12 protein-coding genes are annotated in these 11,421 nt (G+C 61.0%); 4 read left to right on the top strand and 8 right to left on the bottom strand.

Features of this window, described 5'->3' with window-relative positions:
* Nucleotides 1-321: 321 nt before the first annotated feature.
* The 8 genes from ABD842_RS13655 to ABD842_RS13620 all read right to left on the bottom strand — a co-directional run bounded on the left by ABD842_RS13655 (nucleotide 322) and on the right by ABD842_RS13620 (nucleotide 7,495).
* Nucleotides 322-489, bottom strand: a complete 168-nt coding sequence (locus tag ABD842_RS13655) for a hypothetical protein (protein ID WP_345114871.1) — start codon at nucleotides 487-489, stop codon at nucleotides 322-324.
* Between the two features lie 13 nt (nucleotides 490-502).
* Entirely contained in the window at nucleotides 503-1,108 is a 606-nt protein-coding gene (locus tag ABD842_RS13650; RefSeq protein ID WP_345114869.1) for a hypothetical protein, read from the bottom strand.
* Between the two features lie 54 nt (nucleotides 1,109-1,162).
* The gene (locus ABD842_RS13645; RefSeq protein ID WP_345114867.1) at nucleotides 1,163-4,621 is read right to left on the bottom strand and encodes a methylmalonyl-CoA mutase family protein; all 3,459 of its coding nucleotides are present in this window, start codon (nucleotides 4,619-4,621) and stop codon (nucleotides 1,163-1,165) included.
* Between the two features lie 101 nt (nucleotides 4,622-4,722).
* A complete protein-coding gene (locus ABD842_RS13640) occupies nucleotides 4,723-4,986 on the bottom strand; it encodes a hypothetical protein (protein ID WP_345114864.1) in 264 nt (87 codons plus the stop codon).
* Nucleotides 4,987-5,130: 144 nt separating this feature from the next.
* Complete coding sequence (locus tag ABD842_RS13635; RefSeq protein ID WP_345114862.1) at nucleotides 5,131-6,003, bottom strand: carboxypeptidase-like regulatory domain-containing protein; 873 nt, start codon at nucleotides 6,001-6,003, stop codon at nucleotides 5,131-5,133.
* A 176-nt stretch (nucleotides 6,004-6,179) separates the two neighbouring features.
* Nucleotides 6,180-6,590, bottom strand: a complete 411-nt coding sequence (locus ABD842_RS13630) for a GlcG/HbpS family heme-binding protein (protein WP_345114859.1) — start codon at nucleotides 6,588-6,590, stop codon at nucleotides 6,180-6,182.
* Between the two features lie 65 nt (nucleotides 6,591-6,655).
* The gene (locus ABD842_RS13625) at nucleotides 6,656-7,156 is read right to left on the bottom strand and encodes a hypothetical protein (RefSeq protein ID WP_345114856.1); all 501 of its coding nucleotides are present in this window, start codon (nucleotides 7,154-7,156) and stop codon (nucleotides 6,656-6,658) included.
* 30 nt (nucleotides 7,157-7,186) lie between these two features.
* Entirely contained in the window at nucleotides 7,187-7,495 is a 309-nt protein-coding gene (locus tag ABD842_RS13620) for a hypothetical protein (protein ID WP_345114853.1), read from the bottom strand.
* Nucleotides 7,496-7,639: 144 nt separating this feature from the next.
* Between ABD842_RS13620 and lepA the strand changes: the two genes are divergently transcribed.
* The 4 genes from lepA (at nucleotide 7,640) to ABD842_RS13600 (ending at nucleotide 11,416) form a co-directional block, all read left to right on the top strand.
* Nucleotides 7,640-9,427 carry a translation elongation factor 4 gene (gene lepA / locus ABD842_RS13615; protein ID WP_345114880.1) on the top strand — a complete coding sequence of 596 codons (1,788 nt, stop codon included), beginning with the start codon at nucleotides 7,640-7,642 and terminating at the stop codon, nucleotides 9,425-9,427.
* Nucleotides 9,428-9,506: 79 nt separating this feature from the next.
* Entirely contained in the window at nucleotides 9,507-9,713 is a 207-nt protein-coding gene (locus tag ABD842_RS13610) for a hypothetical protein (protein WP_345114850.1), read from the top strand.
* Between the two features lie 2 nt (nucleotides 9,714-9,715).
* A complete protein-coding gene (locus tag ABD842_RS13605) occupies nucleotides 9,716-10,630 on the top strand; it encodes a bifunctional 5,10-methylenetetrahydrofolate dehydrogenase/5,10-methenyltetrahydrofolate cyclohydrolase (protein WP_345114847.1) in 915 nt (304 codons plus the stop codon).
* Nucleotides 10,631-10,765: 135 nt separating this feature from the next.
* Nucleotides 10,766-11,416 (top strand): 7-carboxy-7-deazaguanine synthase QueE, encoded by a 651-nt coding sequence (locus ABD842_RS13600; RefSeq protein WP_345114844.1) that lies wholly within the window; start codon nucleotides 10,766-10,768, stop codon nucleotides 11,414-11,416.
* Nucleotides 11,417-11,421 lie beyond the last annotated feature (5 nt).

The following is an 11,421-nucleotide window of genomic DNA, read 5'->3' as shown; positions in this document are numbered from 1 at the left end:
GCTGGAAGCCATTCACGCGGCCGTGCAATGGATTACCAGCACCGATGCCAAAGCTTGGTTCAACCACTGTGGCTATCATGTACAGCGGTCATGAATCTGCTCTAACTTCCATGATAATTTTTTGAGTAAAATATTGGTTTGTCAAAAATGCTTCTGTTTGTTCCGCCGATACTGCCCGCCCACCTCAAACAATGCATTCGTAATCTGCCTCAGGGAGCAGAACTTCACCGTTTCCATCAGCTCGGCGAAGAGGTTGCCGTTGGCAATGGCGACTTGCTGGAGCTGCTTGAGGCGGGTCAGGGCCTGGTCGGCGTGGCGGGTTTAGATGGTTTGCGGAGTGGGGTGCAGGCCGGAGGCTTGGAGCTTCTGCTTCAGGTAGTGCTGCAGTTCCTGGAAGCTCATGTGCCCGGTTTCGCGGGTGATGTTGGCCCGGATGGCGCGCATCATGTCTACGGCGTCGAAGGCTTTGGTTGGTTTAGTCGTTTTCATGCTTGTCCAGAAATTATCCTTGCCCCTTAGAGGCATCTACCACCGCTTGTAGGGCACCCAACAAAGCAGGTAGCTGAGCTAAATAATAGCGTTGCTCATCCAGAATGAACTCATTGCCTTCGTACTTCAGAAAGCGCCATTCGATGCCTGTGGTGGAGCAGCCATAAAGGGTGTGAATGGGATTCTTTTCCTGCTCGTTCAGTCGGCGGGCCGCGATAAGCTGCGCCGCGCACTGAATGGTGCCCAGTTCCAGGTCCTGCTTCTTGGCCTCGGCAATGCAGAAAACCGGAGCCGCGATGAAGTCCTGAATACGGCTGAAAGAAAAGATAAAGTCACATTCGCCCCGCAGTCCCGCGCCGATATCTACGTCCAGGTTCATGCCCGAATAAATCGAAAAGGAGCGATGATTCAGGTCGCTCAGCTCCATCAGCACTGGCGTTACCAGCCGTTCGGAACGGGACTTCTCACTATTAAAACCCAAATCCTGGCCTTTCCGCAAGGCTTCCCGGAGCCACGCAGTGGGTTCAATCGGTGTAAGCTGAGGAAAGAGCGTGTCGGCGCGAAACTGAACGTCGAACTGCTGCCGCAAATCGAAAACGGAAAAATCGCTGTAAGCCATGATGCAGTTGAAAAGTATCCGTTCAATCCGTTAAAATCCGTTCAATCTGCGGCCTTACATGTTCCGCCGATACTGCCCCCCGACCTCAAACAGCGCATTCGTAATCTGCCCGAGCGAGCAGAACTTCACGGTTTCCATCAGCTCGGCGAAGAGGTTGCCGTTGGCAATGGCGACTTGCTGGAGCTGTTTGAGGCGGGCCGGGGCCTGGTCGGCGTTGCGGGCGTGCAGGATGTTGAGCATCTCAATCTGGTACTGCTTTTCCTCGTCGGTGGCGCGGATCACCTCGGCGGGCACCACCGTGGGCGAGCCTTTGGAGGACAGGAAGGTGTTCACACCGATGATGGGGTACTCGCCGGTGTGCTTGAGCATCTCGTAGTGCATGCTTTCCTCCTGAATCTTGCCGCGCTGGTACATGGTTTCCATGGCGCCCAGCACGCCGCCGCGCTCGGTGATGCGGTCAAACTCCAGCAGTACCGCCTCTTCCACCAGGTCGGTGAGCTCCTCGATGATGAAGGAGCCTTGCAGCGGGTTTTCGTTTTTGGCTAAGCCCAGCTCGCGGTTGATGATGAGCTGGATGGCCATGGCCCGGCGCACCGATTCCTCGGTGGGCGTGGTAATGGCCTCATCGTAGGCGTTGGTGTGCAGGGAGTTGCAGTTGTCGTAGATGGCGTAGAGGGCCTGCAACGTCGTGCGGATGTCGTTGAAGTCTATTTCCTGGGCGTGCAGGCTCCGGCCGCTGGTCTGGATGTGGTACTTCAGCATCTGCGAGCGGGCGTCGGCGCCGTACTTCAGCTTCATGGCCTTGGCCCAGATGCGGCGGGCCACCCGGCCGATGACGGCGTACTCGGGGTCGATGCCGTTGGAGAAGAAGAACGAGAGGTTGGGGGCGAAGTCGTTCACGCTCATGCCCCGGCTCACGTAGTACTCCACGAAGGTGAAGCCGTTGCTCAGCGTCAGGGCCAGCTGGGTGAGCGGGTTGGCCCCGGCTTCAGCTATGTGGTAGCCGGAGATAGAGACGGAATAGAAATTCCGCACCTTCTCCTTAATAAAGTACTCCTGCACGTCGCCCATGAGACGCAGGGCAAATTCGGTGCTGAAGATGCAGGTGTTCTGGGCCTGGTCTTCCTTGAGGATGTCGGCCTGCACGGTGCCGCGCACCTGGCTCAGGGTGCGGGTTTTGATGGGGCCGTACACGTCGGCGGGCAGCACCTGGTCGCCCGTCACGCCGAGCAGCAGCAGGCCCAGGCCGTCGTTGCCGGCGGGCAGCTCGCCCTGGTAGCGGGGGCGGGTCTGGCCCTGGTAGAGGGCATCGATTTTTTGGTTCACCTCGTCTTCCAGGCCGTGCTCCTTAATATAGAGCTCGCACTGCTGGTCGATGGCGGCGTTCATGAAGAAGGCAGCCAGCGTGGCGGCGGGGCCGTTGATGGTCATGCTGACCGAGGTGCTGGGGTTGGCCAGGTTGAAGCCCGAGTAGAGCTTCTTGGCGTCGTCGAGGCAGGCGATGCTCACGCCGGCGTTGCCGATCTTGCCGTAGATGTCGGGCCGCACGTCGGGGTCTTCGCCGTAGAGCGTCACCGAGTCGAAGGCGGTGCTCAGGCGCTTGGCGGGCAGGCCCATGCTCACGTAGTGGAAGCGGCGGTTGGTCCGCTCGGGGCCGCCCTCACCGGCAAACATGCGGGTGGGGTCTTCGCCCTCGCGCTTGAAGGGGAACACGCCGGCGGTGTAGGGAAACTCGCCGGGCACGTTTTCCTGGAGCTGCCAACGCAAGAGGTCACCCCAGGCCGTGTAGCGCGGCAAACTGACTTTGGGAATCTGCTGGTTGCTGAGGCTGGTGGTGTGGGTCTGGATGCGGATTTCCTTGTCGCGCACCCTGAACACGAACTCCGGGGCCTTGTAGGCGGCTACTTTATTCGGCCAGGTTTCCAGGAGTTTCCAGTTCTGCCCGTCCAGCCGGAGTTTGACCTCCTCGAAGGTGCTCTCCAGGCCGGCCACGAGGCTTCCGGATTCGGGTCCACTGCCGCTGCCCCCGGTGCCAGGTCCGCCAGCGGCGTTTCCGAGACTTTGGACGGCTCCGATGGCTTGTCGGATGCCGTAGAGCTGCTGAGCGGCGTCAGCTTGTTTAAGAACCCACTGGTCATATTGGCGGTTGGTTTCGGCGATTTCGGAAAGGTAGCGGGTGCGGTGCGGCGGAATGATGTAGATCTTCTCCGAATCCGCCCCGCTGGTTTCGAGCTTGGAGGAAAACTGGGCCCCGGTTTTCTCCTCCACCATGCGCAGAATGGCGCGGTAGAGGCGGTTCATGCCCGGGTCGTTGAACTGGGAGGCGATGGTGCCGAAGACCGGCATGTCGTCGAGCGGCTGGTCCCAGTGGCCGTGGTTGCGCTGGTACTGCTTGCGTACGTCGCGCAGGGCATCGAGGGCGCCGCGCTTGTCGAACTTGTTGAGGGCAATGACGTCGGCGAAGTCGAGCATGTCGATTTTCTCCAGCTGGGTGGCCGCGCCGTACTCGGGCGTCATCACGTAGAGGCTGGCGTCGGAGTGCTCGATGATTTCGGTGTCGGACTGCCCGATGCCGGAGGTTTCGAGGATGATCAGGTCGAACTCGGCGGCCCGCACCACGTCCACGGCGTCCTGCACGTACTTGCTCAGGGCCAGGTTGCTCTGGCGCGTGGCCAGGCTGCGCATGTACACCCGCGGCGAGTTGATGGAGTTCATCCGGATCCGGTCGCCAAGCAGAGCCCCGCCGGTCTTGCGCTTGCTGGGGTCGACGGAGATAATAGCAATGGTCTTCTCGGGGAAGTCCATCAAAAAGCGCCGCACCAGCTCATCCACCAGGCTCGACTTACCCGAGCCGCCGGTGCCGGTGATGCCTAATATTGGGGTTTGGTTTTTGGGTAGTGGTTTTTGGCTCTCGGCACCGCCTTCGTTCTGCTGGAAGTCGGAAACCAGTTGCCCTCTTACCCGAGCGAACTCCTCGGGGAAGTTTTCGGCGGCCGAAATGAGGCGGCCGATGCTGCGGGCGTCTTTCTCCTTGACGTGGTTGACTTCGCCGTTCAGGTTCTGGCCGGTGGGGAAGTCGCAGCGCTCCAGCAAATCGTTGATCATGCCCTGCAGGCCCATGGCGCGGCCGTTGTCGGGGGAGTAGATGCGCTCGATGCCGTACTGTTCGAGGTCGGCAATTTCGGTGGGCAGAATCACGCCGCCGCCGCCGCCGAACAGGCGCACGTGGCCCGCGCCGCGCTCCTTGAGCAGGTCGAACATGTACTTGAAGTACTCGTTGTGGCCGCCCTGGTAGCTGGTAATGGCAATGGCCTGGGCATCTTCCTGGATGGCACAGTCCACGATTTCCTGCACCGAGCGGTTGTGGCCCAGGTGGATGACTTCGGCCCCGCTGCTCTGAATGATGCGGCGCATGATGTTGATGGCCGCGTCGTGCCCGTCAAACAGGGCGGCGGCGGTGACGATGCGGATGTGGTTTTTCGGCTTATAGGGAGCTGCGGGAGCTACTGACATAGCGCGGGGAAGTAGGGTGGAATTTGGGGTAGCGAAGGTACGAAAAAAGCCCCGGCGGTGGGAGCGGGGGGCGTTTGTTAGCAGCGGTTGTAAGCCGGGACTTACTCTTCGGAGTAGATGTGAAAGTCCTTGCCACCATTCTCATTGAAGTGGTTTAAGAGAACTTCCATGGCGGCAAAAGGGACTTCTATGTTACCAAAAGCCGTGAAGTCAATTTTTCTCAACTGGTCATCCCTAAAAATTTCGATCAGTAAATTCCAGTCACCACCTACATACTCCCACAACTCCCAGCCCATTCCATCACGGGTTGATACGGAGCTGGCCATCAGAAATTCGAAGCGTCGGTTGTCGATAGTGAAAAGCATAGTCTGGGTTCAAGGGTGCGACACGTAATAGTTTCCGCCAATAGGAGCGTCTATTCAATCGGTAGGGGCTTTACCCGAGTAGGGGAAGATGCTGGCAGGCCGGAGTGTCAACAAGCAGCTTTATAGATGTAACGAGTAACGCTGTCATTTATACGTCTGCACGGCCAGATACATACTCACATTAATGGGGAAGACGCGCCAGTGAGCCTCGCTTTTATCCCGGGCCAGGGCGCGGTGCCGGGGCGAAGGAAAGGCGCCGGGGCCGCCGAAGTGGTTTTTGTCAGGGCTGAGCTGCTGGCCCTGCAGCCACTGGATGCCGGCGGCCACGGTCTGCCCCTTGGGCAGGTGGAGGCGGTACTTTGCCAGCGCCACGTCGATCCAGCCGGTCTGCCCGGCCGGAATGGTAAACTGCACGTCGTCGGTGAGCAGCAGCTCGGTGGGCTGGCCGTGTTCCATCTTGTAGAGCACAAAGCGCAGGCGAATCGGCCCGAACTCGTTTTGCTCGATATAGAAGTGGAAGCTGTCGACGTAGCTGTTGCGGGTAATGGGCAGTACGGTACCGACTTCCCAGCCCCGGTTGCCGTCGACCTCGGAGATGTCGCGGCTGCTGGTGGTCCAGTGGGCGGTGCCGCCGGTGGCGGTGCGCCCCAGCGTGGCGGGCGTAACCCGGGCGTGGCGCACCTGCACTTCCCGAATGGGAGTAGGGGCGGGAGTGAGCTGCACGGCCGGCTGCTGGCGGAGCCGGCTCAGCAACAGCTGGCGGGGCTCGTAGCCGATGCAGGAGACGACTACCGTGTCGGTGCCAGCGGCCTGGGCCAGGGTGGAAAGCAGGAAAACGCCCTGCCCGTCGGCCACGGTGCCCACCGGCTTCCCCCTGACGCCCACGGAGGCAAAGGGTACGGGTACGCCGGTAGCCGTGATGACGGTGCCCGTAGCGGCTGGCTGGGCCCGGGCACTAAGCATAGATAGCAGCAGGACAAAGGCCAGCATAAGCCGGCGGAGCAAGGACTGAGGCATAGTGAACAGGAAAGGTTTCCTGTCAGATGCCGACCCGCGGGGTAAAAGTTGCCTGCCCGGGTCGTTTACTGGCTCGGCTGTCCCAAGCCCGGGGGCCAGCCGGGTAGAGGCGCTCAAAAAAAACAGCCGGCCCGCTCGAAAGGGGGCCGGCTGGCTAGCAACGAAAGCTCGCTCGGTTAGTGCACGTCGCGCACGGCGGCGGCGCCGGCTGTGGCCACCGTATGGTCGTCCTCCACCGAGCTGCCCGACACGCCGATGGCCCCGATAACGCGGCCGTTACTATCCTTGATGGGCAGGCCGCCGGGGAAGGTAATCAGGCCGCCGTTGGAGTGCTCAATGTGGTAGAGCGGGCCACCGGGCTGGGAAAGCTTGCCCAGCTCGCCGGTGGGCATGTCGAAGTAGCGGGCCGTGCGGGCCTTGCGCTGGGCAATGTCGGCCGAGCCGAGCCAGGCGCCATCCATGCGTACGAAGGCGGTGAGGTTGGCCCCGGCATCAACGACGGCAATATTCATCTTAACACCCAGCTCCAGGGCTTTCTGCTGGGCGGCGCGCACGGCATCCTGGGCTTGTTCGAGGAGAATACTCATAAGGGAGGGGTTGGGAAAGTAAGTGAGTTCCTACAACAAAGGCCGGCCGGCAAGGTTGGCGGGCGCTAGAAAGCCACGCCCGGACTGAGCGCCAGGCGCCAGGCGCCGGCAGCCAGCAAAGTCAGCGCCAGCAGGCCCCAGGCTACCTGAGTCCGTTTGGAGGCCGGAATGGTGAGCTCAAAAGGCTCGTTGGCGCTGTGCAGCGCCATGGGCAGCAGCAGCAGGCCCAGGGTCAGGAAGTGCAGCCCCTCGTTGCGGCTCAGCTCAGGCCATTTCAGGGCCACCACCAACAGGCTGCCCGCCAGCCAGGGCACCACAATGCCGGCCCGGATCAGCTGGGGCCGGTTGTCGTACTGCATCAGGGTAATGGAGTCGTGGCTTTGCAGGAAGCCGACGGCCGCGAAGTAGCCTACGGCCAGCTGCAGCAGCCCGGCTACCACGGCCACAGCAATGTTGATGCCGTTGCCGGCCATAAACAGCCAGCTGGGAATATACCACGCCCACGACTCGGTAAACGTATCGGCCACCAGGGCCCCCAGCACCAGGTTGCAGCAGTGCAGCGCCACCCACAGCAGAAACAGCTTCAGCAGCCCCCGCTACAGCCGGGCGCGCTTCCAGAACCAGAGCGCCGCCGCCAGCCCGACCAGCATGCAGGCCGCCGGCCCCACCCCGTACACGGCCAGTACCGCCGTGCGCCACCATTCGGGGTCCGCCATCTGAAACCGGATACTGCTCACCCGCCAGATACCGGGAATGCTCAGCCGGGCGGCCATGCGCACCGTGGCGGCCTGGTACACGCCCTGGGTGAGCAGGTAGGCCAGCACGTAGATAACCGTGCTGTTCAGGGCCGTAATCGTGGGCTTGGCAGAGGGGCTGGTAGAAAAAGCGGCGGATTCGACGGACATACTAAACGGGAGCAGCAGGATACGAGGCTAAAAATAGAGAGTCGGCCGCACATTCCCGCGGGGGCATTCTGCCGGAGCCCACGGGCCCGAAATAGCATTTGCGGGCGGTTTTGCCTACCTTTGAGTCTAGAAAACACGCCACTAGTGAAGAACATCCGCAATTTCTGCATCATCGCCCACATCGACCACGGCAAAAGCACGCTGGCCGACCGCCTGCTGGAATTTACCAGCACCGTCTCGAAGCGCGATATGCAAGCCCAGCTGCTCGACAACATGGATCTGGAGCGGGAGCGGGGCATCACCATCAAGAGCCACGCCATTCAGATGCAGTATCCCTATAAAGGGGAGATGTACACGCTGAACCTGATTGACACTCCCGGCCACGTCGACTTCAGCTACGAGGTCAGCCGCTCCATTGCCGCCTGCGAAGGCGCTTTGCTGATTGTGGATGCCTCCCAGGGTATTGAGGCCCAGACGATTTCCAACCTGTACCTGGCCATCGGCTCGGACCTGGAAATCATTCCGGTGCTCAACAAAATCGACCTGCCCCACGCCATGCCCGAAGAAGTGTCCGACGAAATCGTGGACCTGATCGGCTGCGACATCGACGACATCATCCACGCCTCGGGCAAGGCCGGCATCGGTATTGAGGCCATCCTGAACGCCATCTGTGACCGGATTCCGGCCCCCAAAGGCGACCCGGACGAGCCCTTGCAGGCCCTGATCTTCGACTCGGTCTACAACTCCTACCGCGGCATCGAGGTGCTGTTCCGCATTAAGAACGGTACCATGCGCAAGGGCGACAAGCTCCGCTTCATGGCCACGGGCAAGGAGTACGGCGCCGACGAAATCGGCATTCTGGGCCTCAACCAGGAGCCGCGCCAGGAAATGAGCGCCGGCAACGTGGGATACCTGATTTCGGGCATCAAAGAAGCCCGCGAGGTGAAGGTCGGCGACACGATTACCCACACCGCCCGGCCCACGGCCGAAGCCATTCAGGGCTTTGCCGACGTGAAGCCGATGGTATTTGCCGGCATCTACCCCGTCGATACCACCGAGTACGAAGAGCTGCGCTCCAGCATGGAAAAGCTGCAGCTCAACGATGCTTCCCTGGTCTGGGAGCCCGAGACGTCGGTAGCGCTGGGCTTTGGCTTCCGCTGCGGCTTTCTGGGCATGCTGCACATGGAAATCGTGCAGGAGCGCCTGGAGCGCGAGTTCAACATGACGGTCATTACCACCGTGCCCAGCGTGCAGTTTCACGCCACCGGCACCAAGGACCAGCTGCTGACCATCAACGCACCCTCCGAGATGCCGGAGCCCAACCTGATCAAGTACATCGAGGAGCCCTACATCAAAGCCCAGATCATCACGGCTTCGGACTACGTGGGCGCCATCATCACGCTGTGCATGGAAAAGCGCGGCATCATCAAGGGCCAGAGCTACCTCACGTCGGAGCGGGTGGAGATGAACTTTGAGCTGCCGCTGGGCGAAATCGTGTTCGACTTCTTCGACAAGCTCAAGACCATCAGCCGCGGCTACGCCTCGCTCGACTACGAGCTGATCGGCTTCCGCGAGTCGGATATGGTCAAGCTCGATATCATGCTCAACGGCGAGAAGGTGGATGCCTTGTCGGCCATCGTGCACCGCTCCAAGAGCTACGACTGGGGCAAGCGGATCTGCGAAAAGCTGCGCGAGCTGCTGCCGCGCCAGATGTTCGACATTGCCATTCAGGCCTCGATCGGCCAGAAGATCATTGCCCGCGAAACGGTGAAGGCCCTGCGTAAGAACGTAATTGCCAAGTGCTACGGCGGCGACATCAGCCGCAAGCGCAAGCTGCTCGAAAAGCAGAAGGAAGGCAAGAAGCGCATGCGCTCGGTCGGTTCCGTGGAGATACCTCAGGAGGCCTTTTTGGCCGTCCTCAAACTCGATTGATTATTAAGCGCGGCCCCCGAGCCGCGTTTTTTTTGCGCCAACATTTTTTCACTTCATGCAATCCTTGCAAAAGCTCTGTGTGACTAACTCCAGTAAGATGACCAACAAGCTCACCCAGGATTGTACCACCGAAATGCAGCTGGAAAAAATCCGCCGCGGCCAGGAACTGAAGTTCCGGTGGCGTGACGACTGGCCCGAGATGGAGAAGAACATTCTCCAGTCCGGCCGCGAAGCTATTGCCCAACACGAAGAAAGCCAGAAAGCCAATCAGGTAGAAAAAGACTAGCTATGACCACCGCTCCCGAAGCCCCCGCTACCTACCGCCTCATCGACGGCAAGCAGACTGCCGAAGACATCAAGGTGGAAATTGCCGCCGAAGTAGCCCAGCGTCGGGCCGACGGGCTGAAGACCCCGCACCTGGCGGCCATCCTCGTCGGCCACGACGGCGGCTCCGAAACCTACGTGCGTAACAAGGTGCTGGCCTGCGAGCGGGTCGGCTTCGAAAGCACGCTGCTGCGTTACGAAGACACCATCACCGAAGCCGAGCTGCTGGCCAAGGTAGCCGAGCTGAACGAGGACGAACGAATCGATGGCTTCATCGTGCAGCTGCCCCTGCCCAGGCACATCGACCCCAACAAGGTGATTGAGGCCATCCGGCCGGAGAAGGATGTGGATGGCTTTCACCCGATGAACATCGGGCGGATGGTGGCCGGGCTGCCGGCGCTGCTGCCCGCTACGCCCTCGGGCATCGTGGAGCTGCTGCGCCGCTACAACCTGGTGACGGACGGTAAGCACTGCGTGGTTATTGGGCGGAGCAACATCGTTGGTACGCCGGTTAGTATTCTGCTGGCCAAGAACTTGGAGCCTGGCAACTGCACCGTGACTTTATGTCATTCGCGCACCCAGAACCTGGCCCAGATAACCCGCACGGCCGACATTCTAGTGGCGGCGCTGGGCCGGCCCGGCTTCGTGACGGCCGATATGGTGAGCCCCGGCGCGGTGGTTATCGACGTGGGTACCACCCGCGTGGAAGACGCCACCAAGAAAGCCGGCTGGGCGCTGCGCGGGGACGTGAACTTTGCGGAAGTGGCTCCCAAAGCCAGCTTCATCACGCCCGTACCCGGGGGCGTGGGTCCCATGACCATTGCCATGCTGCTGCTCAACACGCTGCGGGCGGCCAAGGGCGAAGTCTATCCGCGCTAGCCCGACTTATTCCGCTGGCAACCTTTCAAAAATCAGCGGGTTGTCGTAATTTTGAGGTCCGGTTTTGCTACCTGTCCGGGGCGCTGCGGTGCCCCGGACAGGTAGCAAAACCGGACTTACCTTTTTCCTCTCGTTTTGCTGCACGTACTTCCCGTTACGTCGGTGCCCTCGGCCTCTGAGTCGGCGGTAGCCGCGCTGCCCCTGATGGAGCAGTTTTACACCATTCAGGGCGAAGGCTATAACACGGGCCGCGCCGCCTACTTCCTGCGCCTCGGCGGTTGCGACGTAGGCTGCGTGTGGTGCGACGTGAAGGAATCCTGGGACGCCGATGCCCACCCGCGCGTCGCCCTGGCCGACATGGTGGCCCAGGTGCTGCAGTATCCGGGGCGCAACGTGGTCATCACCGGCGGGGAGCCCCTGATGCACGATCTGACCCACCTGACGGCTGCCCTGCACCTGGCGGGCTGCCAGAACTGGATTGAAACGTCCGGCGCCTACCCGCTCAGCGGCGAGTGGGACTGGATCTGCGTGTCGCCCAAAAAATTTAAAGCCCCGCGGCCCGAGGTGCTGCGGCAGGCCCACGAGCTGAAGATTATTGTCTTCAACCAGAGTGACTTTAAGTGGGCCGAGGAGCACGCCGCCCAGGTCGGGCCGCACACCCGCCTGTACCTGCAGCCCGAATGGAGCCGCGCCGCCCAAATGACCCCGCAGATAGTGGATTATGTGAAAGAAAATCCGCGCTGGCAGGTGTCGCTGCAGACGCATAAATACCTTGATATTCCGTAGCTTCC

This window comes from Hymenobacter algoricola, from assembly GCF_039539525.1.
In the GTDB taxonomy this organism is placed as follows: domain Bacteria; phylum Bacteroidota; class Bacteroidia; order Cytophagales; family Hymenobacteraceae; genus Hymenobacter; species Hymenobacter algoricola.
This window is presented reverse-complemented; position numbering and strand designations above follow the sequence as displayed.